Origin of the sequence: Burkholderia sp. MSMB1072 (assembly GCF_001524725.1) — a bacterium.
GTDB lineage: Bacteria > Pseudomonadota > Gammaproteobacteria > Burkholderiales > Burkholderiaceae > Burkholderia.
Map to the genome: position 1 here is coordinate 45208 of NZ_LOYC01000016.1, position 22900 is coordinate 68107.

Here is a 22900-nt window from a genome sequence, read left to right on the forward strand (position 1 = left end):
CTCCGACGACACAGCGCCGAATCCTGGCCCGCGCGACGCGCCCTCCGGCTTGCCGGCGGCCACCCCGCGGTACGGCGTTGCTATGATAGCGCAGCGCAAACCCAATAACGACAAGGGTTTCAAAGATTTTCATCGGTATTTCGCCGAATGAATCGTCGATTGCCCGTTTTTTGACCTGCGCCAACCGGACAGGATACGCAGCGTGGTCCGCCCGTTCGTCGCCCCGTTGCCCTTTTCCAACGGCCGGTCGGACGGCCTCCCGCAATCCCTTGCCAGGCTTGGCTGCCACGTTTTTTGTTTCGCATGCCCGACCGACTTGTTTACGCCACGCTCGCGCTTCGCGACGACGGCACGCTCGTCTCGCCCGAGTTCGGCGAGCTTCATCGCGGCGCATCCGGCACGCTCGCGCACGCGCATCGCGCATTCGTCGCGGGCAACGGGCTGCCCGCGCGCTGGCGGCGCCGTCGAACGTTCACGATCGTCACGACCGAATTCGGCGCGGGCGCCGGCTTCCTTGCGGCCTGGGCCGCGTGGCGCGACGATCCTGCGCGCTGCGAACGGCTGCATGTCGTCGCGCTCGAGCCGCACCCGTTCTCGCGCGACGACCTGCGTCGCGCGGTTTCGCATATGGTTGCAGACACAACCATATCGGCGGACGCCGATGCATTGATCGATGCATGGCCGATCCTCGTGCCGGGCCTGCACCGGCTCGAATTCGACGAAGGACGCGTGGTGCTCACGCTCGCGTTCGGCGATGCGATCGACCTGTCGAAGAAGCTCGTCGCGCGCGCCGATGCGTTTTTTCTCGACGGCGCCGCGGCATCGGCCGACGGAATCCGCGCACTCGCGAAAATCGCCGGCGAACACGCGACGTTTGCGACCCATGCAAAGTCCGCCGACGTGAAACACGCGCTCGGCGAAACAGGTTTCACGTTCCGCGAAGTCGACGATCGTCTCGTCGGCGAATATGCGCCGCGCTGGCGCGCGCGCCGACACGAGCCGCCGCGTGCACTGCCCGTTGCAGCGCGCCGGGCGATCGTGATCGGTGCGGGCCTCGCCGGCTGCGCAGTGGTCGAACGCCTGGCTGCACGCGGCTGGGACGTCACGCTGATCGAGCGGCACGAACGGATCGCCAGCGAAGCGTCGGGCAACCCGGCCGGGGTTTTTCATCCGTTGATGACGCGCGACGACAACGTCGCGAGCCGGCTCACGCGCGGCGGCTTCCTGCACGCGATCGCACGCTGGCACGCCCTCGAACGCGCAGGGCATGCGTTCGCGCGCAGCACGCACGGGATGATCCATCTCGCCGAATCGGCCGACGATTTCGCGCGGATGCGCGACGCGTTCGATGCGTTCGGCGCGCCGTCGGACTATGCAACCCTGCTCGATGCCGATGCCGCGCGTGCGCACCTGAATCTGCCGGTCGAGCATGGCGGCCTGCTGTTTCCGCACGGCGGCGCCGTCTGGCCGGCCGGGCTGTGCGCCGCGCAATATGCGGCGGCGGGCGAGCGCGTGCGCCTGCTTGCGTCCACCTGCGTCGCGCGGCTAGAACGACGGGGCGACACCTGGCATGCGCTCGACGATACCGGCGCCACGCTGGCCGATGCGCCCGTCGTCGTGCTCGCGAACGCGGGTGACGCCGCGCGTCTTGCCGGGCTGCGGCATGTCGCGCTGCAACCGGTGCGCGGCCAGCTCACGCTGCTGCCACCGGGCACGACGTCGCCGCTGCCGTGCCCGACGATCGGCGACGGTTACGCGGTCCCGCTCGCCGACGGCACGCTGCTGATCGGCGCAACGTTCGAGCCCGACGACACCGATCCCGCGATGCGTACGGCCGGCCACGTCGAAAACCTCGAGCGCGTGCGGCACCTGCTGCCGGGCCTGATCGGCGACCTGCCGGACCCCGCCACGCTGCGCGGGCGCGTGGCGTTGCGCTGGGTGGTCGGCGACCGCCTGCCGCTCCTCGGCCCGCTGGCCGACGAAGCGCAGGCCACCGCGAACGCACGCGCGCTCGGCGGTGCGCAGGCGCGCGACCTGCCGCGCCTGCCCGGCCTCTACGGCGCATTCGGCTTCGGTTCGCGCGGCCTCGTGTGGGCTGCGCTCGGCGCCGAGCTGATCGCCTCGCAACTCGAAGGCGAGCCGTGGCCGCTCGAGCGCGAACTCGCCGACGCGGTCGATCCCGCCCGTTTCCTGATCCGCGCGCTGCGCGCACGCCGCGTCGGTCCGACGAGCTGATCGGCCGCGCCTTTCTCACAGTTTCCCGATTTTCCTGCGCAAGGTTATCCACGCGATGCTGTGGATAACCACGCGGAATCCGCGCGTACTTCGTGTGCAATCACAGTGGACGTAAACTGGGCAACTCCGCACAGCTGTGAAGCGGCCCGAAAGTTGCTCAACTCAAACGTCTGTGCACGAACAGCCTGTGCAACCGGTTATGGTTTCGCCAACGCATTGATCCAACAGCGTAAACCGGAGTTATCCACAGAACTGTGCGTCCTTTGTTAACTTCTACTACGTATATATACAAGTAAACCTTTGAAACCAAAGACCTGTGGTGCCGCACAGCGCCGCAAGTCGATTCGGTCGGTTCCGGAGCGAAAAAGCTGTGGCACAATCGGTTTCCTTCGCGTTCGTTCGGCCAGGCGCCGGACATGCTTCAATGGAACGGTCGGCATGATTTCGAATCTGAACCTTCGAGTCCGCCAGTCCGTTCACACACCAGGCCGACAATCCAGATCGGCAACCTGAACGACGTTCCACCCTGTGGCGGAACAGGCGGATCCCATGTACCGCCGTCGTCGAGCACAACAATCACATTCGGGGCAATACCCAGCCGGCGCGCATCCATTCCTGTCGCTTGACCCGTGTCGCTGGCGGTTGCTTCCAAAGGAGAAGTCACCACGATGAAGTCGGCGTTCTCATTCCTGCCCAACTGGCCGCTCGCGCCGGATGCCGTGTTCTGGGCCGGGCTCGCGCTGTTCGCCGCCGGCCTGTGCGGCGAGCTGTGCTATCGCGCGTGGCGTCTGCCCCGCATCACCGGCTATGCCGTAATCGGCCTGATCGCCGGTTCGTTCGGATTCGGCGTGATCGACGCGAGCACCGACGAAACCTCGCGGCTGCTGATGGACGTCGCGCTCGGCCTGCTGCTGTTCGAACTCGGCAGCCGCCTCGACCTGCGCTGGATTCGGCGCAATCCGTGGCTCGTCGCGTCGAGCCTCGCGGAAGCCACGCTCACGTTCGTGCTCGTACTGTTCGTGATGCTCGCGCTCGGCGTATCGGGGATGGTCGCGCTGGTGCTGTCGGCGATCGCGATCGCGACGTCGCCGTCGATGGTGATCCAGCTCAAGACCGAACTGCGCGCGGAAGGGCAGGTGTCGCAACGCCTCATCACGCTCACCGCGCTGAACAGCGTGTACGCGATCGTGCTGACCAAGCTCGTGACGAGCTGGCTGCACCAGGAAGCGTACGGCAACGTTTTCGCTACGATCCTGCAACCGCTTTACCTGCTCGCCGGTTCTTTCATCGTCGCGTATCTCGTCGCGCGTTCGTGCAATTACCTGTTCCGTCACATGACCGCGACGATGCGCGACGAGCATTCGTTCGTCGCGCTGTTCGGGCTCGTGATGCTCGCGATTGCCGTCGCGCAGGCGTTGAAGCTGTCGACGCTGCTCACGCTGCTGCTCGCCGGCATCATCGTGAAGAACCTCGAAGCGCGGCCGCAGCTGTGGCCCGAGCATTTCGGCACGGCCGGCTGGCTGCTGACGGTGGTGCTGTTCGTGCTGACGCTCACGTCGTTCACGTGGGGCGACATCGCGCTCGGCGGGTTGCTCGCGATCGTGCTGATCGTCACGCGGCTCGCCGCGAAGCTGGCCGGCGTCGTCGCGTTCGCGAAGCCGAGCGGTCTCGGGATGAAGCAGGGCGTCGCACTCGGCATCGCGCTCACGCCGATGTCCGCGCTGTCGTACCTGCTCGTCGACGACACCTACCAGCTCTACCCGAATTTCGACCCGCACCTGCGCGCGATCGTGATGTGCTCGATCGTGATCCTGCAGCTCGTCAGCCCGTTCGTCGTCTACCGCTGCCTGTCGGCGGTCGGCGAACGCAGCGACGGCAACTGATTCCGGAACCTGCCATGGCACTCGAAACCTTCGTCAATTCCGAACCGTTCACGTTCGGCGTCGAACTGGAGATCCAGGTCGTCAATACGCACAATTACGACCTGACCAAAGCGGCATCCGACCTGATGCGCCTGATCCAGGGCGAGACCTTTCCGGGCAACATCACGCCGGAAATCACCGAAAGCATGATCGAGCTGTCGACCGGCATCTGCCATTCGCACGAGCAGGCCGTCAGCGAGCTGCATGCGATCCGCGACGTGCTCGTGAAGGCAGCCGACCAGCTCAACGTCGGGCTGGCCGGCGGCGGCACGCATGCGTTCCAGCAATGGAGCGACCGGCAGATCTACGATGCGCCGCGCTTCCAGTACATCTCCGAGCTGTACGGCTATCTCGCGAAGCAGTTCACCGTGTTCGGCCAGCACGTGCACATCGGTTGCCCCGATCCCGACAGCGCGCTGTTCCTGCTGCACTCGATGTCGCGCTTCATTCCGCACTTCATCGCGCTGTCCGCGTCGTCGCCATTCGTGCAGAACGTCGATACGGGCTTCCATTCGGCACGCCTGAATTCGGTGTTCGCGTTCCCGCTGTCGGGTCGCGCACCGTTCGTGCTGACCTGGGACAGCTTCGAGGAGTACTTCACGAAGATGGTGAACACGGGCGTCGTCAATTCGATGAAGGACTTCTACTGGGATATCCGGCCGAAGCCCGGCTACGGCACGATCGAGGTGCGCGTGATGGACACGCCGCTGTCGGTCGATCGCGCGGCGGCGATCGCCTGCTACATCCAGACGCTTGCACGCTACCTGCTGACCGACCGGCCGCTGAAGCTGTCGGAGGACGATTACCTCGTCTACACGTTCAACCGTTTCGAAGCGTGCCGTTTCGGGCTCGAAGGCACCTGCGTGAATCCTCAGACGGGCGAACGCCGCACGATCGCGGAAGACATCCTCGACACGCTCGACCGAATCGCGCCGCATGCGGCTGCGCTCGGTTCGCGCGCGGCGCTCGACGAGATCGGTGCGCTCGCGAAGGCGCGCGTGAACGACGCATCGTGGTTGAGAACCGTTTTCAAACAGGAAAAATCGCTGAACGAGACGGTCCGGCAGCAGTGCTTACGTTGGCGCGAGTGAAAAAATGTTTTGCAGATTGCGGGATCGACCGCGGCGCGATTCGCTGAATGGCGCTCGCCGCCGCGTCCGGCCGAACGCGTCGCCAGTCGTCCTGAAAATCTGTGGATAACCCGATATTCCACTGCAAAGTCAACGCTCTGCGGGCGGGATAACCCGGTGGATCATCAATGTGCGGCCGGTGGCCGATCCGAACAGGAAAATACCGGCGCGCCCGGCTTCGCGGGCTCGTGACATTGCGCGCACAACGAAAAATTGCGGTTATCCAGCGATTTTCCACAGAGTGCAGGGGATAACTTAGCTGTGCGATTTTCCGCTCTCGCTTAGAATGTCGGCTTTGCGGACACCGGAAACGATGCGTGTCTCTCCGGTCGCCGCGAATGCGACCGCCGCGTGTGCCTCGCGACGGCCGTGCTGACGCACTCGAAAGAGTGCGTCTGTTTTGAGACGGGATTCGATCTCCACACTACGGCCGCTCGGCCAACCGGGCGGCGGCAAAGCGAAAAGACTATGAGCGAAGGCGTTTACGGGAACCAGGCTGCGGGACGTGTGACCCACAGCCTGCTGCGGTTGAGCACGGCCATGCGGAGCGAGGCATGGGATTGGGCGGAAGGCGCTGGCCTCACGCCGACGCAGGGCGAGATTCTCGTGCTGCTGTTGCAGCGCAAGGGCCCGATGCGGCTCGGCGAGATCGCGCGCGAGACGCAGCTCACCGCGGCCACGACGAGCGATGCGGTCAGCACGCTCGAGACGAAGGGGCTCGTCGAGAAGCGCCGTGCGCTGGACGACGGCCGGGCACTGGCCGTGCGCCTGTCGGCGCGTGGCCGCACGGCCGCGAAGAAGGCGCTGCAATGGCCTGAATTCCTGACGAAAGCGGTGGGCAAGCTCGGCGCGGACGAGCAGGGCACACTGTATCGCGCGCTGCTGAAGACGCTGCGCGAGCTGCAGGTGGCCGGCGCGACGCCGCCGCAACGCATGTGCCTCACGTGCACGCATTTCCAGCCGGGCAAGCTGTCGAAGAAGACCGTGCATCACTGCGCGGCGCTCGACATCTCGATGTCCGACAGCGATCTGCGTCTCGACTGCCCGGTCCAGGAAGAAGCCGACGCGGCGACGCAGAAGAAGACCTGGAAGATTTTCGCTGGCTGACGTCCGTCGATCGACCGGGAGGCCGATGATGAACGCTGAAGTCGTGGCGATCCGCCACGTGCATTTCGAGGATCTCGGGAGCTTCGAGCAGGTGCTCGGCGAACGCGGTCGACGGGTGCGCTATGTCGATGTCGGATCGTCGCGGGTCGAGGTGCTCGACGTGCTCGAGCCGTCGCTGCTCGTCGTGCTCGGCGGGCCGCTCAGCGTGTACGACGATGCGCAGTATCCGACGATCGCGCCGCTGCTGGCGCTCGTGCGCCAGCGCATCGACGCGGGGCTGCCGATCCTCGGCATCTGCCTCGGCGCGCAGTTCATCGCGCGGGCGCTCGGGGCGCACGTCTATCCGGCCGCCCGGCACGAACTCGGCTGGGCGCCGCTGACGCTCACCGATGCAGGCCGCGCGTCGCCGTTGCGCCATCTCGACGGCGCGACGACGTCGATGCTGCACTGGCATGGCGATACGTTCGACCTGCCGGGCGGTGCGATCCATCTCGCGTCGACGCCGGCTTGCCGCCACCAGGCATTCGCATGGGGGCAGCACGTGCTGGCGTTGCAATGTCATCCCGAGATCCGTACCGATCGCTTCGAACCGTGGCTGATCGCAAACGCCGGCGAAATCGCCGCGACGCCCGGCGTCGACGCGCGCCAGTTGCGTGCCGATACCGCGCAGCACGGCCCCGCGCTCGAGACGGCTGCACGGCGCATGTTCGCGGAGTGGCTCGGCAGCGTCGGGCTCTGACGTCGCGGGCAGTCCCGTCCGCTGCAACGGTCGGAGCCGGCCTGCATCCGTTGTGGGGCCGGCGCATCGCCGTACACCGCACATTCCGCGCACCGCCGGCATCCCGGCCGGCCGTACCTGACCATCCGCTTACTGTCGTTCGCGCCGTCTGCACGCTTCGGGCGTGCGTGCTACGCTCGTCCGCTCTTTCCCTTTCCTGGCGAGCGGCTTCCATGACTGCGCTGTTTTCCCCGTTCACGCTGCGCGGCGTGACCCTTCCGAACCGGATCGTGATTTCCCCGATGTGCCAGTACTCGGCCGAACGCGGCGAAGCGACCGACTGGCACATGATTCACCTCGGCCATCTCGCGCTGTCGGGCGCGGGGCTGCTGTGCATCGAAGCGACCGCGGTGGAACCCGACGGGCGCATCACGCATGGCGACCTCGGCCTGTGGGACGACGTGACCGAAGCCGCGCTGAAGCCGGTGCTGGCCGCGATCCGCAAGCATTCGCCGGTTCGCGTCGCGATGCAGTTGTCGCATGCGGGGCGCAAGGCGTCGAGCGCGGCGCCGTGGGAAGGCGGCCAGCTCGTGCCGGTCGCCGACGGCGGCTGGTTGCCGCACGGGCCGTCGGCCGTGCCGCACAAGGACGGCGAGACGCCGCCGCTCGCACTCGATGCCGCGGGCCTGAACCGTATCCGGGAAGCCTTCGCGGCGTCGGCCAGGCGGGCTGCTCGGCTCGGCATCGATGCGATCGAAGTGCATGCGGCGCACGGCTACTTGCTGCATCAGTTCCTGTCTCCGCTCGCGAACCGGCGCACCGACGAATACGGCGGCTCGCGCGAAAACCGGATGCGGTTTCCGCTCGAGATCTTCGAGATCGTGCGCGCCGCGTTTCCGGAAGACCGGCCGGTCGGCGTGCGCGTGTCCGCGACCGACTGGGTCGAAGGTGGCTGGGAGCTCGACGATACGATCGCGTTCGCGCACGAACTGAAGCGCCGCGGCTGCGACTGGATCGACGTGTCGTCCGGCGGCGTGTCGCCGCTCCAGAAGATTCCGCTGTCGCCCGGTTACCAGGTGCCGTTCGCGCAGGCCGTGAAGCGGGCGGTCGGCATGCCGACGATCGCGGTCGGCCTGATCAACGAACCCGAGCATGCGGACCGGCTGATCGAGGCCGGCGATGCCGATCTCGTCGCGATGGCGCGTGCGATGCTGTACGACCCGCGCTGGCCGTGGCACGCGGCGGCCGAACTCGGCGCGCAGGTGACGGCGCCGCCGCAATACTGGCGCTCGCAACCGCGCGAGCACAAGGCGCTGTTCGGCGACGTCGCATTCGGCCAGCGCTGAGCCCATCGCGCAATATTGCGCGCGATGTTGAACGAAGCAATCGTGAACGTGTAGGATGCGGGTGATTCGCCGCATGCCCCGACGCGGCACCGACCGGTGCCGCGTTTTCGTTTGGCGCGGCGTCCGGCCGCGTTCGCGGTCGCTTCCATTCAAGTCGTCTTCACAAGGATTCGTTCGATGAGTTCACGCAGGATCGCGGTGCGCCGCTCGGGAGTACACGGCAAGGGCGTGTTCGCCGTGGCGCCGATCAAGGCCGGCGAGCGCGTAGTGGAATACAAGGGCGAGCGAATCTCGTGGAAGGAAGCGCTGCGTCGTCATCCGCACGACCCGAGCGAGCCGAATCATACGTTCTACTTCGCACTCGACGAAGGCGGCGTGATCGACGGCAAGATCGACGGCAACAGCGCGCGCTGGATCAACCATTCGTGCGCGCCGAACTGCGAAGCCGAGGAGGTCAAGGGCCGCGTATTCATCCACGCGCTGCGCGACATCGGCCCGGAAGAGGAACTGTTCTACGACTACGGCCTCGTGATCGACGCGAAGCTGACGAAGAAGCTCAAGCGCGAATACGCGTGCCACTGCGGTGCGGAGTCGTGCCGCGGCACGTTGCTCGCGACGTCCGACGAAAGCGGGAAGAAAAAAAAGAAGAAGGACAAGAAGGACAAGAAGGACAAGAAGGACAAGAAGGACAAGAAGGACGGCAAATCCGCGTCTGGTTCGAAGGACAAGAAGAACCGGAAGTGATGCAGGCGGCAGCGCATTTCGCGCTGCCGCTGTCGTTTCGGCCAACGGGTGGCGCGTCGTAGCGGGCCGTCGTTCGATTTCCTTCTCCGGCGGGCCGCCCGGTCGAAACGGGCCGACGGCCGCCCGCCGCGAATCGCTCAGTGCGTCGGCGCCGCAGCCGGCATTTCGCCGGCCGGCTTCTCCGTGCGCGCGGCGAGCGGCACCCTCACCACGAAGCGCGAGCCGCCTTCCGGTGCATCCTCGTACGACACGGTGCCGCCGTGCATCGCAATGATGTCGTGCACGATCGCGAGCCCCAGCCCGGCGCCCGTTTCGACGCCGTTGCCGCTTTGCGCGTCGCCGCGGAAGAAGCGCTTGAACAGGTCGGCCTGCTGGTTCGCGGGCACGCCGGGGCCGTTGTCCTCGACGACGATCTCGGCGGCAGGCTGGCTGTCCTCGAGCGCGGCGCGCGCGACGTTCACCGTGATCCGCGCGCCGTCCGGCCGCGCGAGCGGCACGTACTTCAGCGCATTGTCGAGCAGGTTCGCGATCACCTCGCGCAGCAGCACGGGGTTGCCGCGCACGATCAGCGTCTCGTCGTCGCCCGCGTCGTCGCTGCGCTGGAAGCCGAGGTCGACATGCGACGCGAGCGCGCGCGGCACCCATTCGGCGCCCGTCTCGAACGCCATCGCCGCGAGATCGACATCGACGAAGCGCGCGGCCTGTTCGCCCGGCTCGGCACGCGCGAGCGACAGCAACTGGTTGGACAGCCGCACCGCGCGATCCGCGGCCGCGCGCAGCTCGCGCACCGCGGCGAAGGTCTGGTGCGGGTCGCGCGCGACGGCCGCCTGCTCGGCATGCAGCTTCACCGCGGTGAGCGGCGTGCGCAACTGGTGGGCGGCATCGGCGATGAACTTGCGCTGCGCGTCGAGCGCGGTCTTCAGACGGCCGAGCAGCGCGTTCATCGCGCTCGTCAGTGGCCGGATCTCCAGCGGCACGTCGGTTTCGTCGACCGGTTCCAGCGACGTGTGGGTCTGCCGGTTCAGCGAATCGGCCAGATGCGTGAGCGGGCCCAGTTGCTGGTTCACGACGCGCCACACGATGCCCCAGCCCGCGAGCAGCAGCAGCAGCAGCGGCATCATGATCGCGACGAGGAATTCGGCCGCGATCCGGTAGCGGTGCCGCACCGGCTGCGCGACTTCGACGACCATCGGCCGGCCGCCTTCGACGTTGTCGACGCGCACCTGCGCGACCCGCACCGCGCGGTTGTCGTACTCGGCCTCGAACACGTACGCGTGATGCATGCGGCGCACGTTGATGCCCTGCAGCGGCAGCTTCGGATCGCCGGCGAGTTCCTGCTCGCCGTCGCTGATCCGGTAGATCAGCGCTTCGGCCGGATCGGAGAACATCGCCTGCGCGAGCGGCGGCACCGTGAACGGCGCGTCGGGGCCGGCGATCTGGATCTGTTTGGAGATGGCGGTCGCGAGATCGGCGAGCGAGCGGTCGATCACGTGCTGCGTGTATTGCCACGCGAGCCAGTAGGCGATCAGGCCGCTCATCAGCGCGAGCATCGACAGCGGAGCGGCGAGGCGCCGGAGCAGCGAGCGGCGCAGGCTGGTGGTCACAGCCGGATCAGAAGACATTTCGACGGGCAAATGGATAGGCGCCGCTCACGGGGAGCGGCGCGGTCGTGCGCCGGGAGCGGCGACGCGGAGCAGCACGCATGCGCCGGCGGCACGCGGCCCGGCCGGCGCGCGGCGTCGCTTAGACGCTCGCCGTCTGGCGGATTTCCTGCAGCAGGTAGCCGAAACCGCGCACCGTGACGATTTCGACCCGGCACTGTTCGAGCTTCTTGCGTACGCGGTGCACGTAGACTTCGATCGCGGTGTCGCCGAGATCGCCGCCGAAGTGCGTGAGGTGATCCTGCAACTGGGCCTTGCTGACGACGCGGCCGTGACGCAGCAGCAGCATCTCGAGCACCGCGAATTCGCGCGGCGACAGTTCGAGCGGCTTGTCGTCGTTGAAGATGCGGCGGTCGACGCCCGACAGCCGGACGCCGCCGAGCGACACTTCCGGACGCGGCATGTCGCTGTGCGGGCCGCTGCGGCGCATCACCGCGCGGATGCGCGCTTCGAGCTCGGCCGGCTCGAACGGCTTGAGCATGTAGTCGTCGGCGCCGGAGTTCAGGCCCTGGATCCGGTCGTTCAGCTCGTCGCGCGCGGTCAGCACGATCACGGGCGTGTGACGGTTGGTCTGGCGGAAGCGCGTGAGCAGGGTCATCCCGTCGATGCCCGGCAGGCCGAGGTCGAGGATCACGAGTTCGTGGCGGTTCTGTGCCAGCGCCTGTTCGGCAAAAATGCCGTCATGCACCATGTCGACGGTGAAGCCAGCCTGCTCGAGGCTGCTCTGGATACCGCGTGCGATGGGGCGGTCGTCTTCGATCAGAAGGAGTCGCATGAAGTTCGCTCAAGTACAATGGGTTGGCGGTTCAGGCACGCGGACAGCACGAAGCCGTTTCCACAGGGACGCCGCATCGCCTGACATCAAGCATGGCGGCCAGCGAACGATTAGATCCAATCATGTCCGATATTTCGATCCACGACCTAGAAGCCGCGATCAATTTCTGGCGCGCCCGCTCGCCGTCGAGCGGCGACGAACTCAAACTCTGCGAAGAGGCCAGCGCGCTCTCCAAGCCGTATGCGCTGCTGATTGTACAGCGCGAAAGCGCGCTGCAACTGGAAGGATTGGACCCCAAGGCGCGGAAAGCGTACGAGACTTACGTGCGCCTTAAGGATGGCTTGGAAAGCTGAAGGCTTTCGCTGAGTACATCCTAGAAAACGTTTAGCGAAATGAAAAGTTGACGCGCCGCGCATCGAAAGGAGGCGCGGCGGTGGAGGCGATACTCAGGCGCCCGGTTGCGCGTGTGCGGCGGCACCGTCGATGAACCGCGCGAGTTCGATGTCGCGTTCGGTCAGCCCGTCGGCATCGTGGGTCGACAGCGTGACGTCGACGCGGTTGTACACGTTGAACCATTCCGGATGGTGATTCATCTCCTGCGCCTTGATCGCGACACGCGTCATGAAGCCGAATGCCTCGTTGAAATCGGCGAAGCGCAGGCGGCGCTGGATCGCGTCGCGGCCCGGCACGGCCGTCCAGAGCGGCAGGCCTTCGAGCCGGGTCTTGCGTTCTTCGGATGTGAGCTTGTGGATCATCTTGCACCTCTCGTTCGGTAACGGTGTCCGCCCGCGGCTGCGCCGCGCGGCGAAGCCGGCATCGTTCATTGTTTCATAGTTGCGGGAAGGGCGACGGGCAGCCGGCGACGGGCAGCCGGCAGGTGCCGCGCGCGCAGCGCATCACGCGTCGTCGTCGTCCGACCAGCCTTCGCCCGTGCCGCGATGCAGCACGCGGTCGGTCTCGAGCACCGCGCCGGCCGCGAATTCGGGCAATGCCGCGAGCCGGCCAGCCAGTGCGCGGCCGTCGACGTCGGCGAGCGCGAACAGTTGCGCGAAATCGTCGATCACGAAGTAAGTCTTCTGGAACGTGTCGATCCGATACTTCGTGCGCATCACGCGCTCGAGGTCGAACCCGAGCCGGTTCGGCGCCGCGCTTTCGAGGCTGTACAGGCTTTCGCCCTTGCTCGATACGATTCCGGCGCCGTAGATCGACAGCCCGTCGACCCCGCGCGGGTCGCGGATCAGCCCGAATTCCACCGTATACCAATAGAGGCGCGCGAGCCGCGCCAGCGCCGCTTCGTCGTCGGCAACCGCGAGCGCGGTGCGGCCATACGCCTGCATGTAGTCGGCGAACACCGGATCGATCAGCAGCGGCACGTGGCCGAACAGGTCGTGGAAGCAGTCGGGTTCCTGCAGGTAGTCGAGCTGGTCGGGACGGCGCATCCACCAGGTGACGGGAAAACGCCGGTTCGCGAGGTGCTCGAAGAACACGCGGTCGGGCACGAGGCCCGGCACCGCCACGATTTCCCAGCCGGTCACGGGCTTCAACTGGCGGTTCACGTCGGCGAACGACGGCACGCGATCGGCCGGCAGCTCGATCTTGCCGAGCCCGGCGACGAATGCATCGCACGCGCGGCCGCGCAGCAGCGCTGACTGGCGCGCATAGAGCTGCTTCCACACCGCGTGGTCGACCCGGCCGTAGCGCTGAAGCGGCTGGTCGATGGTGAAATCGGCGCGGGTTTCGAGGCCCGCGTCGAACTGCTCCTGCAGTTTCGCGGTGACGACGGTGGACATGATCAGGCTCTGCACGCTGTGGTTGGGATCATGCAAGTGTAGAGCGGGCTGTGCGCGGATTGGGCGCATAGTTGGCGTTGAATTGCTTGATAATGCGATAATCGCGCATCAAATCAGGAATCGATGCGGAGAATACTCATGCTGGAACTCGATCACTTCGATCTCGCGCTGCTGGACGTGCTGCAGCGCTTCGGTCGCGCGACCCATCAGCAGCTGGGCGAGGAGGTGCCGCTGTCGCCGTCGCAGATCGGCCGGCGGTTGCAGCGGCTCGAGGCGGCCGGCGTGATCGAAGGCTACCGCGTGATGCTGCGGCCCGAAAAGCTCGGTCTCGGCGTGACCGCGTTCACGAGCCTGAAGCTCAAGCATCACGGCGATTCGATCATCGAGCAGTTCCAGCAGCAGATCGACGTGCTGCCGGAAGTGCTCGAATGCCATGCGGTGGTCGGCGATGCCGACTACCTGCTGCGGATCGTCGCGCCGGATCTCAACGCGCTGTCGCAGTTCGTGATGAAGAAGCTGATGCGCGTACCGGGCGTCGACAGCGTGCGCTCGAACATCGTGCTGACGACCTTCAAGCGCAACGGCGCGCTGCCGCTCGCGCATCTGGCGCCTGGCGCCGCGTGACGGGGAGGAGCCGCGGCGCCGGCGCCGAGGGCGGCCCGCGCGGGGCGCCCTCGGTGGGGCCGGATCAGGCCGTTTCGGGGCGGGTGTCGGCGTTCAGCAGATCGACGTACGCGACCGCGACGAGATCGTCCTGAGCCACGCCGAGCTTCGCGAACACCTCGTGCGCTTCGGCTTCGCCGCCGGCTTCGTCGTCGTCCGGGCCGAGCACGACTTCGAGCTCGATGAAATCGCCGAGTCCGTCGACGCGGTCGAGGTGGATGCGCGTACGGCCCGCGAGGTACACGTGCCGCTCCTTCGTCACGATCCCGCGCGTGGTCAGCGCGGTTGCGAGCAGCGAATGCATCGCATCGGGGTTCGTCACCGGGCTGCGCGTGTAGTACGACGCCTTCGGGCCGTCGCGGTCGTCGCGCTGATAGAAGATCAGCTCGGCCGGCGTGCCGTCCTCGAAGCGGCGCAGCTTCAGTCGGCCGCGCGGTACGTCGTAGAAGAAATCCTGCTGGCGGTAGAACAACGGCGCTTCGGTCGCGAGCTGAGCCGCCTGTTCGCGTAGCCGGTCGAATTCACGGGCGCGGGCTTTGATCTCGATGTTGCGGGCCATGCGGGTCTCCTTCAATCGGGGTCTCGCGGTGTGCGAACGCACAATCTAGCAAAAAGCCTGCGATGGCGGCGTGACGAGCGGACGGCACGCGGCGACACGACGCGGGGCGGGCAATCGATCCGTAACGGCGACCCGCGGAATGCGTCGGGCGCCGAAACCCGCTGCGCGAGCGGCCGCGTCGACATCAGCAACGCTCATATCGCCCACTGTGCTTCGATCAGCCGCAGCGCGGCCGCGATCGCGGGTTCGTCGCGCCGCTCGGCGAGCGTCACGAACGTCAGTTCGGTCGGCACCGTCACGCGCTCGACGATCGTCAGCGCATGCGCGTGCGCTTCGGCCAGCGCAGTCGAATCGCGCGCGAGCGTCAACCCGATCCCCGATTTGACGAGGTCGAGCATCGATTGCTCCTGGTCGACCTCGGCGACCTTCACCGGCTGCGCACCGGCGTCCGCGAAACGCCGCGACAGCAGCCGGTGGTGCGCGGACGCCGGCGGCGTCCAGATCCACGGCAACGCGGCGAGCGCGCGCCAGTCGTGCGCGCGCTGCACGCGCTCCTTCCAGCCGGCCGGCGCGAGCACGCGGTACTGGAAATGGGTGAGCGCGAGGGTGTGGAACAGCGCGCCGTCGAGCGGATCGTCCTCGCCCGGCCGGCCGATGTAGTAGCCGACGTCGAGCGCCTGCGCGCGCACCTGTTCGATCACCCAGCCGGACATTCCGTGCCGCAGCGCGGTCTCGATTTGCGGATGGGTCTCCACCAGCGCGCGGAGAAAGCCGCCGAGCCGCAGGAACTCCGGGTCGAGAATCGTGCCGATCCGCAGCCGGCCGCGCACCTCGTGCCGCAGCGCGGCGGCGGCGCGCTGCACGTCGGCGGCCGCGGCGAGCGCGCGTTCCGCATGCGGCAGCAGCGTCTGGCCGTCGCGCGTGAGCGCGAGCCCGCGCGACGTACGCGTGAACAGCGCGACGCCGAGCGTTTCCTGCAGACGCTTGATCTGCAGGCTGACGGCCGGCTGCGTCAGGTGCAGTTGCGCGGCCGCGCGCGTCAGGTTGCCTTCGCGCGCGACCGTCGCGAACGCGCGGAGCAGGGTGAGATCCATCGTCGTGATATGAGCGCGGCTTATAACGCAGTTCAGCATAACTCATTGGATCGGCGGCTGGCGCCCGGAGTACGCTACATCGATCGCGTCGCCCGCGACGCATAAAAAAAGGAAGGAGACACGCCGTGAGTACTCAACGCACGCTCGAGGGCGAATTCGACTACGTGATCGTCGGCGCGGGCACCGCGGGCTGCGTGCTCGCGAACCGCCTGACCGAGGATCCCGACATCAGCGTGCTGCTGCTCGAAGCGGGCGGCAAGGACGACTATCACTGGATTCATATCCCGGTCGGCTATCTGTACTGCATCGGCAACCCGCGCACCGACTGGCTGTACAAGACGCAGCCCGAAGCGGCGCTCAACGGCCGCGCGCTGTCGTATCCGCGCGGCCGCGTGCTGGGCGGCTGCTCGTCGATCAACGGGATGATCTACATGCGCGGCCAGCGCGAGGACTACGACAACTGGGCGCAGGAAACCGGCGACGCCGGCTGGTCGTGGGACAGCGTGCTGCCGATCTTCAAGCGCAGCGAGGATCACCATGCGGGCGCGAGCGACGCGCACGGCGCGGGCGGCTACTGGCGCGTCGAGAAGCAGCGGCTGCGCTGGGAGATCCTCGAATCGTTCGCACAGGCCGCGCAGCAGACGGGCATCCCCGCCACCGACGATTTCAACCGCGGCGACAATGCCGGGGTCGGTTACTTCGAAGTGAACCAGAAGCGCGGCGTGCGCTGGAATACGTCGAAGGCGTTCCTGCGGCCCGCGATGGCGCGCCCGAACCTGACCGTGATCACCGGCGCGCACGCGCAGCGCGTGATCTTCGACGGGCGGCGCGCAGTCGGCGTCGAGTACCGCGGCGGCGGCACCGATTACGTCGCGCGGGTGCGGGCGGAAGTGCTGCTGACGTCGGGCGCGGTGAATTCGCCGCAACTGCTCGAACTGTCGGGCATCGGCGATGGTCGGCGGCTGCAGGCGCTCGGCATCGACGTCGTGCAGGATCTGCCGGGCGTCGGCGAAAACCTGCAGGACCACCTGCAATTGCGGATGGCGTTTCGCGTCGACGGCGTGCGCACGCTCAACACGCTGTCCGCGCACTGGTGGGGCAAGCTGATGATCGGCGCCGAATACGCGCTGCTGCAGCGCGGGCCGATGTCGATGGCGCCGTCGCAACTGGGCGCATTCGCGAAATCGGACCCGGACGATCCCGCACTCACGCGCCCCGATCTCCAGTACCACGTGCAGCCGCTGTCGCTCGAACGTTTCGGCGAGCCGCTGCACGGCTTCAACGCCTTTACGGCGTCGGTCTGCCATTTGCGGCCGACGTCGCGCGGCAGTGTGCACGTCACGAGCGCCGATCCGGGCTGCGCACCGGCGATCGCGCCGAACTATCTGTCGACCGATCACGATCGGCACGTCGCCGCGAACGCGCTGCGCCTCACGCGCCGGATCGCGTCCGCGCCGGCGCTCGCGCGCTATCGTCCCGAGGAAGTCCTGCCGGGCCCGCAGTACCGGACCGAGGCCGAACTGATCGATGCGGCCGGCGCCGTCGGCACGACGATCTTCCACCCGGTCGGTACCTGCCGGATGGGGCGCGCCGACGACGCGCGCGCGGTAGTCGACAGCCGGCTGCGCGTGCGCGGCATCGCCGGGTTGCGGATCGTCGATGCGTCGGTGATGCCGTTCATCACGTCGGGCAACACCAATTCGCCGACGCTGATGATCGCCGAGCGCGCGAGCGACATGATTCGCGCCGACCGCCGTGCGGCGCGCGAAACGGCGCCGGTGCTCACCGAGGCCGCGGTGACGGCTGCATGACGGCCCGCTGAGACGCGCGCCAGCGGGCCGTCATGCGAATCCCGCTCGCTGATTCGATATGCGAAACAAGCTGCCGTCGCTTTCGCTCGAACGGCAAGATCCGTGCAAGCCGCGCCGTCGCGCGGTTTTTTTCGGCGCGTGGGTGCCACGTCCTGCAACAGGTCAACGCGTGATGATGCACGTATCAAAAAAACGCGGTGAAAAACCGTGCGCAGCCGCGTCCGACAAGGCGGCCACCCCTATAAGTGCAAATCCCGATGATTGCACTGCACCAACGGCGCGACAATGTTGCGCAATGTGCATACGCGTCGGCGCGGGAGACCAACCCTCGAGGCGTACCACGGCGCCCGGGGGCAGCCCGCTGATCCGCTGACCCGTTCGCGGCCGCTCGCGCCAGGCTTCCCGGTGCTTCGCCTGACTTCGTACGGAAGGGAACATGATTCTCGGCGACACGATTCTGGAAACACGCGGACTGACGAAGGAATTCAGGGGCTTCACCGCCGTGAATGGCGTCAACCTGCGTGTGCGGCGCGGTGCGATCCACGCATTGATCGGGCCGAACGGCGCGGGCAAGACCACCTGTTTCAACCTCCTCACCAAATTTCTGACGCCGACAGCCGGCCAGATCGTCTTCAACGGCATCGACATCACCGACGAGCGGCCCGCGCAGGTCGCGCGGCGCGGCATCATCCGCTCGTTCCAGATCTCGGCCGTGTTTCCGCACCTGAGCGCGCTGCAGAACGTGCGCATCGGCCTGCAGCGGGCACTCGGCACCGAATTCCATTTCTGGCGCAGCGAACGCACGCTGAAGCGGCTCGACGATCGCGCGATGGATCTGCTCACGCAGGTCGGCCTCACCGATTTCGCACACGTGCCGACTGTCGAGCTCGCCTACGGCCGCAAGCGCGCGCTCGAGATCGCGACGACGCTGGCGATGGAGCCCGAGCTGATGCTGCTCGACGAGCCCACGCAGGGGATGGGCCACGAGGACGTCGACCGCGTGACCGCGCTGATCAAGAAGGTCGCGAGCGGCCGCACCATCCTGATGGTGGAACACAACATGAACGTGATCGCGGGGATCTCCGACACGATCACCGTCCTGCAACGCGGCGAGGTGCTGGCCGAAGGCTCGTATGCGGAAGTGTCGAAGAATCCGCTCGTCATCGAGGCCTACATGGGCAGCGCCGATGCAGCGCTCGCGGGGGCGCACGCATGAAGCACAGCGAACGGGAGGAACGCGAATTGAGCGGCGTCGAGAGCGGTACGCCTGCGCTGGAGATCACGGGCCTGGAGGCCTGGTACGGGGAATCCCACATCTTGCACGGCGTCGACCTGACCGTGCATCGCGGCGAGGTCGTCACGCTGCTCGGCCGCAACGGCGCGGGCCGCACGACGACGTTGCGCGCGATCATGGGCCTCACGGGCCGCCGCGCCGGATCGATCAAGGTCGCGGGCCACGAGACGATCGGCCTCGCGACGCACCGCATCGCCCATTACGGCATCGGCTACTGCCCGGAGGAGCGCGGGATCTTCTCGAGCCTGTCGTGCGAGGAGAACCTGATGCTGCCGCCGCTGATCGGGCCGCACGAGCATGCGATGTCGCTCGACGAGATCTACGCGATGTTCCCGAACCTCGCGTCGCGCCGGCAGAGCCAGGGCACGCGGCTGTCGGGCGGCGAGCAGCAGATGCTCGCGGTCGCGCGGATCCTGCGCACCGGCGCGAACCTGCTGCTGCTCGACGAGATCTCCGAAGGCCTGGCGCCGGTGATCGTGCAGGCGCTCGCACGGATGATCGTCGCGCTGAAGGCGCGCGGCTACACGATCGTGATGGTCGAACAGAATTTCCGCTTCGCCGCACCGCTCGCCGACCGCTTCTACGTGATGGAGCACGGCCGCATCGTCGAGCATTTCCGTGCATCCGAACTGGAAGGCAAGATGCCGATCCTGCACGACCTGCTCGGCGTGTGACGCCGCTCCGTTTCCGTTGCCGCTAGCCGTGGCGGCTCTCGAACAACCACAACGCATCAGAACAACAGGAGACGTCAATGAAAATGAAGACCCTCGCACAGGCCTGTCTCGCGCTCGCGGCCGCCGCGTTCACCGCCGGCGCCGCCCACGCGGCGGATACCGTGAAGATCGGCTTCATCACCGACATGTCGGGGCTTTACGCGGATATCGACGGGCAGGGCGGTCTCGAGGCGATCCGCATGGCGGTCGCGGACTTCGGCGGCAAGGTGCTCGGCAAGCCGATCGAGGTCGTCTACGCCGACCACCAGAACAAGGCCGACATCGCCGCGTCGAAGGCGCGCGAATGGATGGACCGTGGCGGGCTCGACCTGCTGGTCGGCGGCACGAACTCGGCCACCGCGCTGTCGATGAACCAGGTCGCGGCCGAGAAGAAGAAGGTCTACATCAACATCGGCGCAGGCGCCGACACGCTGACCAACGAGCAGTGCACGCCGTACACGGTCCACTACGCGTACGACACGATGGCGCTCGCGAAGGGCACCGGTTCGGCGGTGGTGAAGCAGGGCGGCAAGAGCTGGTTCTTCCTGACGGCCGACTACGCGTTCGGCAAGGCGCTCGAGAAGAACACGTCGGACGTCGTGAAGGCGAACGGCGGCCAGGTGCTCGGCGCGGTGCGTCACCCGCTGTCCGCGTCGGATTTCTCGTCGTTCCTGCTGCAGGCGCAGGCGTCGAAGGCGCAGATCCTCGGCCTCGCGAACGCGGGCGGCGACACGATCAACTCGATCAAGGCCGCGAAGGAGTTCGGCATCACGAAGACGATGAAGCTCGCCGCGCTGCTGATGTTCATCGACGACGTGCACAGCCTCGGCCTCGAAACGACGCAGGGCCTCGTGCTGACCGACAGCTGGTACTGGAATCGCGACGCGGCGTCGCGCCAGTGGGCGCAGCGCTACTTCGGCAAGATGAAGAAGATGCCGTCGAGCCTTCAGGCGGCCGACTACTCGTCGGTGACGACGTACCTGAAGGCCGTGCAGGCCGCCGGTACGACCGACTCCGACAAGGTGATGGCCGAGCTGAAGAAGATCAAGATCAGCGACTTCTACGCGAAGGGCTATATCCGCCAGGACGGCAGCATGATCCACGACATGTACCTGATGGAAGTCAAGAAGCCGTCGGAATCGAAGGAGCCGTGGGACTACTACAAGGTGCTCGCGACGATTCCGGGCGAGCAGGCGTTCGGCACCAAGCAGGAAACGCGCTGCGCGTTGTGGAAGTAAGCATCGCGTAGCGGCGCGCCGGGGCGCGCCGCACGGTGGCGGCTGCGGCGAGGTGCCCGCTGCGCCGCCCGCGTGCGCGACGCATGAAGGTTGCGCACGCAACGACACTCATTCTGACGGCTAAGTCGATGGAAATCTTTGGCATTCCGTTGCCGGCGATGCTGAGCCAGTTGCTGCTCGGCCTCGTCAACGGCTCGTTCTACGCGATCCTGAGCCTCGGGCTCGCGGTGATCTTCGGGCTGCTCAACGTGATCAACTTCGCGCACGGCGCACTGTTCATGCTGGGCGCGATGCTCGCGTGGATGGGCCTGTCGTATTTCGGGCTGCCGTACTGGGCGATGCTCGTGCTCGCGCCGGTGCTCGTCGGCGCATTCGGAATCGCGATCGAGCGCTCGATGCTGCGCTGGCTGTACAAGCTCGATCACCTGTACGGGCTGCTGCTCACGTTCGGCCTCACGCTGGTGGTCGAAGGCGTGTTCCGGTCGATCTACGGATCGTCCGGCCAGCCGTACGACGTGCCGTCGCAGTTGTCCGGCGCGACCAACCTCGGCTTCATGTTCCTGCCGAACTATCGCGCGTGGGTCGTCGTCGCGTCGCTCGCGGTGTGCCTCGCGACGTGGTTCGTGATCGAGAAGACGCGGCTCGGCGCGTACCTGCGCGCGGGCACCGAGAACCCGAAGCTCGTCGAGGCGTTCGGTGTGAACGTGCCGATGATGATCACGCTCACCTACGGCTTCGGCGTCGCGCTCGCCGCGTTCGCGGGCGTGCTGGCCGCGCCGGTGATCCAGGTGTCGCCGCTGATGGGCCAGCCGATGATCATCACCGTGTTCGCGGTGGTCGTGATCGGCGGGATGGGCTCGATCCTCGGCTCGATCGTCACGGGCCTGATGCTCGGCGTGATCGAGGGCTTCACGCGCGTGTTCTATCCCGAAGCGTCGGCCACCGTCGTGTTCGTGATCATGGCGATCGTGCTGCTGTTCCGCCCGGCGGGCCTCTTCGGCAAGGAAAAATGATGCAGAGAAAAGTGCTCTACGGCGTGCTGCTCGCCGCACTGCTCGCCGCGCCATTCATCGGCGCGTATCCGGTGTTCGTGATGAAGGTGCTCGCCTTCGCGCTGTTCGCGGCCGCGTTCAACCTGCTGATCGGCTATACGGGGCTGCTGTCGTTCGGCCATGCGATGTTCCTCGCGACGGCCGGTTATGTGACCGGCTATTCGATGCAGACGTTCGGTTTCACGCCGGAGCTCGGCGTGCTGGCCGGCACCGTCGTCGCGACGCTGCTCGGGCTCGTCGTCGGGCTGTTCGCGATCCGCCGGCAGGGCATCTACTTCGCGATGATCACGCTCGCGTTCGCGCAGATGGTCTACTTCATCTATCTGCAGGCGCCGTTCACGCACGGCGAGGACGGCCTGCAGGGCGTGCCGCGCGGCCGCCTGTTCGGGCTGCTCGACCTGTCGAACGACGTCGCGCTGTACTACGTCGTGCTGGCGGTGGTCGTCGCTGCGTGCGCGTTCATCGTGCGGGTCGTCCATTCTCCGTTCGGCCAGGTGCTCGTCGCCATCAAGGAGAACGAAGCGCGCGCGATCTCGCTCGGCTACGACACCGACCGCTTCAAGCTGCTCGCGTTCATCCTGTCGGCCGCGCTCGCGGGGCTGGCCGGCTCGCTGAAGGTGCTCGTGCTCGGCTTCGAGACGCTGTCGGACGCGTACTGGACGATGTCGGGCCTCGTCGTGCTGATGACGCTCGTCGGCGGGATGGGCACGCTGTTCGGGCCGCTGCTGGGCGCCGCGCTGATCGTGGCGCTGGAGGACCGGCTCGGCGACATCGGCGAATGGCTCGCGTCGACGACGGGCGTCGCGTGGTTCCATTCGCTCGGCGAATCGGCGACGATCGTCACCGGGCTGATCTTCATCGCATGCGTGCTGGCCTTCCGGCGCGGCATCGTCGGCGAGATGGTCGCGCGGATCAAGCCGTTGAGAGCCTCGTCGTGAGCAGGCCGTGCGCATCGCCGTACGTTGATGCGAAGCACCATCCGGCGCGTCCGGCAAGGGTATCGCGGCAGGTCCGGGCACGCGCCGCGCGGCAGGCTGGTGCCCCATTT

Annotated in this window: 21 protein-coding genes; 15 read left to right on the forward strand and 6 right to left on the reverse strand. The window is 66.8% G+C overall.

The annotated features are described in order from the left end of the window. Positions 1 to 303 precede the first annotated feature (303 nt). The 7 genes from mnmC (at position 304) to WS89_RS08390 (ending at position 9202) form a co-directional block, all read left to right on the forward strand. Positions 304 to 2235 carry a bifunctional tRNA (5-methylaminomethyl-2-thiouridine)(34)-methyltransferase MnmD/FAD-dependent 5-carboxymethylaminomethyl-2-thiouridine(34) oxidoreductase MnmC gene (gene mnmC, locus WS89_RS08360; protein WP_059790452.1) on the forward strand — a complete coding sequence of 644 codons (1932 nt, stop codon included), beginning with the start codon at positions 304 to 306 and terminating at the stop codon, positions 2233 to 2235. 668 nt (positions 2236 to 2903) lie between these two features. Next, a complete protein-coding gene (locus WS89_RS08365; RefSeq protein WP_034209665.1) occupies positions 2904 to 4118 on the forward strand; it encodes a cation:proton antiporter in 1215 nt (404 codons plus the stop codon). 14 nt (positions 4119 to 4132) lie between these two features. After that, entirely contained in the window at positions 4133 to 5248 is a 1116-nt protein-coding gene (locus WS89_RS08370; protein WP_006490006.1) for a YbdK family carboxylate-amine ligase, read from the forward strand. A 507-nt stretch (positions 5249 to 5755) separates the two neighbouring features. After that, positions 5756 to 6394, forward strand: a complete 639-nt coding sequence (locus tag WS89_RS08375) for a MarR family winged helix-turn-helix transcriptional regulator (RefSeq protein WP_059503130.1) — start codon at positions 5756 to 5758, stop codon at positions 6392 to 6394. Positions 6395 to 6422: 28 nt separating this feature from the next. Continuing rightward, positions 6423 to 7133 (forward strand): glutamine amidotransferase, encoded by a 711-nt coding sequence (locus WS89_RS08380; protein ID WP_059503387.1) that lies wholly within the window; start codon positions 6423 to 6425, stop codon positions 7131 to 7133. A 212-nt stretch (positions 7134 to 7345) separates the two neighbouring features. After that, a complete protein-coding gene (locus WS89_RS08385; protein WP_059790454.1) occupies positions 7346 to 8458 on the forward strand; it encodes an NADH:flavin oxidoreductase/NADH oxidase in 1113 nt (370 codons plus the stop codon). A gap of 177 nt (positions 8459 to 8635) precedes the next feature. Continuing rightward, positions 8636 to 9202, forward strand: coding sequence for an SET domain-containing protein (locus WS89_RS08390; protein ID WP_059790455.1), 567 nt, complete (start codon positions 8636 to 8638; stop codon positions 9200 to 9202). A gap of 137 nt (positions 9203 to 9339) precedes the next feature. On the opposite strand, the gene WS89_RS08395 is transcribed toward WS89_RS08390, so the two are convergent. Both WS89_RS08395 and WS89_RS08400 read right to left on the reverse strand, forming a co-directional pair. Further along, positions 9340 to 10824 (reverse strand): sensor histidine kinase, encoded by a 1485-nt coding sequence (locus WS89_RS08395; RefSeq protein ID WP_059503136.1) that lies wholly within the window; start codon positions 10822 to 10824, stop codon positions 9340 to 9342. 121 nt (positions 10825 to 10945) lie between these two features. Continuing rightward, positions 10946 to 11638 (reverse strand): response regulator, encoded by a 693-nt coding sequence (locus tag WS89_RS08400; RefSeq protein WP_006401494.1) that lies wholly within the window; start codon positions 11636 to 11638, stop codon positions 10946 to 10948. 122 nt (positions 11639 to 11760) lie between these two features. Here WS89_RS08400 and WS89_RS08405 point away from each other — a divergent pair, with 122 nt between their 5' ends. Beyond that, on the forward strand, positions 11761 to 11991 hold the full coding sequence (locus WS89_RS08405) for a DUF3717 domain-containing protein (RefSeq protein ID WP_006401493.1): 231 nt from the start codon (positions 11761 to 11763) through the stop codon (positions 11989 to 11991). Positions 11992 to 12084: 93 nt separating this feature from the next. Here WS89_RS08405 and WS89_RS08410 read toward each other — a convergent pair whose 3' ends face one another. Together WS89_RS08410 and phhA are read right to left on the reverse strand one after the other, a co-directional pair. Next, on the reverse strand, positions 12085 to 12462 hold the full coding sequence (locus tag WS89_RS08410) for a 4a-hydroxytetrahydrobiopterin dehydratase (RefSeq protein WP_257127321.1): 378 nt from the start codon (positions 12460 to 12462) through the stop codon (positions 12085 to 12087). 72 nt (positions 12463 to 12534) lie between these two features. Next, positions 12535 to 13428: a phenylalanine 4-monooxygenase gene (phhA, locus tag WS89_RS08415; RefSeq protein ID WP_059790476.1), complete on the reverse strand. Its 894-nt coding sequence runs from the start codon at positions 13426 to 13428 to the stop codon at positions 12535 to 12537. Positions 13429 to 13566: 138 nt separating this feature from the next. Between phhA and WS89_RS08420 the strand changes: the two genes are divergently transcribed. Further along, positions 13567 to 14052: an Lrp/AsnC family transcriptional regulator gene (locus WS89_RS08420; protein WP_006408082.1), complete on the forward strand. Its 486-nt coding sequence runs from the start codon at positions 13567 to 13569 to the stop codon at positions 14050 to 14052. A 64-nt stretch (positions 14053 to 14116) separates the two neighbouring features. Here the strand turns inward: WS89_RS08420 and WS89_RS08425 are convergent, their stop codons facing one another. Further along, positions 14117 to 14650 carry a class IV adenylate cyclase gene (locus WS89_RS08425; protein ID WP_059503138.1) on the reverse strand — a complete coding sequence of 178 codons (534 nt, stop codon included), beginning with the start codon at positions 14648 to 14650 and terminating at the stop codon, positions 14117 to 14119. 194 nt (positions 14651 to 14844) lie between these two features. Continuing rightward, on the reverse strand, positions 14845 to 15744 hold the full coding sequence (locus WS89_RS08430; RefSeq protein WP_059790457.1) for a LysR family transcriptional regulator: 900 nt from the start codon (positions 15742 to 15744) through the stop codon (positions 14845 to 14847). A 125-nt stretch (positions 15745 to 15869) separates the two neighbouring features. Between WS89_RS08430 and WS89_RS08435 the strand changes: the two genes are divergently transcribed. The 6 genes from WS89_RS08435 to WS89_RS08460 all read left to right on the forward strand — a co-directional run bounded on the left by WS89_RS08435 (position 15870) and on the right by WS89_RS08460 (position 22790). After that, positions 15870 to 17555 carry a GMC family oxidoreductase gene (locus WS89_RS08435; protein ID WP_059790459.1) on the forward strand — a complete coding sequence of 562 codons (1686 nt, stop codon included), beginning with the start codon at positions 15870 to 15872 and terminating at the stop codon, positions 17553 to 17555. A 436-nt stretch (positions 17556 to 17991) separates the two neighbouring features. Next, positions 17992 to 18771, forward strand: a complete 780-nt coding sequence (locus WS89_RS08440) for an ABC transporter ATP-binding protein (RefSeq protein ID WP_027783147.1) — start codon at positions 17992 to 17994, stop codon at positions 18769 to 18771. Then, positions 18768 to 19523: an ABC transporter ATP-binding protein gene (locus WS89_RS08445; protein WP_059503144.1), complete on the forward strand. Its 756-nt coding sequence runs from the start codon at positions 18768 to 18770 to the stop codon at positions 19521 to 19523. Before WS89_RS08440 ends, WS89_RS08445 begins: the two co-directional genes overlap by 4 nt. A 77-nt stretch (positions 19524 to 19600) precedes the next feature. After that, positions 19601 to 20800, forward strand: coding sequence for an ABC transporter substrate-binding protein (locus tag WS89_RS08450; protein WP_059790461.1), 1200 nt, complete (start codon positions 19601 to 19603; stop codon positions 20798 to 20800). Between the two features lie 128 nt (positions 20801 to 20928). Beyond that, positions 20929 to 21813, forward strand: coding sequence for a branched-chain amino acid ABC transporter permease (locus tag WS89_RS08455; RefSeq protein WP_059503148.1), 885 nt, complete (start codon positions 20929 to 20931; stop codon positions 21811 to 21813). Continuing rightward, complete coding sequence (locus WS89_RS08460; protein ID WP_059503390.1) at positions 21813 to 22790, forward strand: branched-chain amino acid ABC transporter permease; 978 nt, start codon at positions 21813 to 21815, stop codon at positions 22788 to 22790. The genes WS89_RS08455 and WS89_RS08460 overlap by 1 nt, the downstream gene beginning before the upstream one ends. The last annotated feature ends 110 nt before the right edge of the window (positions 22791 to 22900 follow it).

Coding starts and splice junctions, on each gene's coding strand:
- WS89_RS08400 (WP_006401494.1), bottom strand. CDS start 11,638: ATGCGACTCCTTCTGATCGAAGACGACCGCCCCATCGCACGCGGTATC.
- phhA (WP_059790476.1), bottom strand. CDS start 13,428: ATGTCCACCGTCGTCACCGCGAAACTGCAGGAGCAGTTCGACGCGGGC.
- WS89_RS08460 (WP_059503390.1), top strand. CDS start 21,813: ATGCAGAGAAAAGTGCTCTACGGCGTGCTGCTCGCCGCACTGCTCGCC.
- mnmC (WP_059790452.1), top strand. CDS start 304: ATGCCCGACCGACTTGTTTACGCCACGCTCGCGCTTCGCGACGACGGC.
- WS89_RS08420 (WP_006408082.1), top strand. CDS start 13,567: ATGCTGGAACTCGATCACTTCGATCTCGCGCTGCTGGACGTGCTGCAG.
- WS89_RS08380 (WP_059503387.1), top strand. CDS start 6,423: ATGAACGCTGAAGTCGTGGCGATCCGCCACGTGCATTTCGAGGATCTC.
- WS89_RS08395 (WP_059503136.1), bottom strand. CDS start 10,824: ATGTCTTCTGATCCGGCTGTGACCACCAGCCTGCGCCGCTCGCTGCTC.
- WS89_RS08425 (WP_059503138.1), bottom strand. CDS start 14,650: ATGGCCCGCAACATCGAGATCAAAGCCCGCGCCCGTGAATTCGACCGG.
- WS89_RS08450 (WP_059790461.1), top strand. CDS start 19,601: ATGAAAATGAAGACCCTCGCACAGGCCTGTCTCGCGCTCGCGGCCGCC.
- WS89_RS08445 (WP_059503144.1), top strand. CDS start 18,768: ATGAAGCACAGCGAACGGGAGGAACGCGAATTGAGCGGCGTCGAGAGC.
- WS89_RS08455 (WP_059503148.1), top strand. CDS start 20,929: ATGGAAATCTTTGGCATTCCGTTGCCGGCGATGCTGAGCCAGTTGCTG.
- WS89_RS08390 (WP_059790455.1), top strand. CDS start 8,636: ATGAGTTCACGCAGGATCGCGGTGCGCCGCTCGGGAGTACACGGCAAG.
- WS89_RS08385 (WP_059790454.1), top strand. CDS start 7,346: ATGACTGCGCTGTTTTCCCCGTTCACGCTGCGCGGCGTGACCCTTCCG.
- WS89_RS08430 (WP_059790457.1), bottom strand. CDS start 15,744: ATGGATCTCACCCTGCTCCGCGCGTTCGCGACGGTCGCGCGCGAAGGC.
- WS89_RS08365 (WP_034209665.1), top strand. CDS start 2,904: ATGAAGTCGGCGTTCTCATTCCTGCCCAACTGGCCGCTCGCGCCGGAT.
- WS89_RS08410 (WP_257127321.1), bottom strand. CDS start 12,462: ATGAACGATGCCGGCTTCGCCGCGCGGCGCAGCCGCGGGCGGACACCG.
- WS89_RS08370 (WP_006490006.1), top strand. CDS start 4,133: ATGGCACTCGAAACCTTCGTCAATTCCGAACCGTTCACGTTCGGCGTC.
- WS89_RS08440 (WP_027783147.1), top strand. CDS start 17,992: ATGATTCTCGGCGACACGATTCTGGAAACACGCGGACTGACGAAGGAA.
- WS89_RS08405 (WP_006401493.1), top strand. CDS start 11,761: ATGTCCGATATTTCGATCCACGACCTAGAAGCCGCGATCAATTTCTGG.
- WS89_RS08375 (WP_059503130.1), top strand. CDS start 5,756: ATGAGCGAAGGCGTTTACGGGAACCAGGCTGCGGGACGTGTGACCCAC.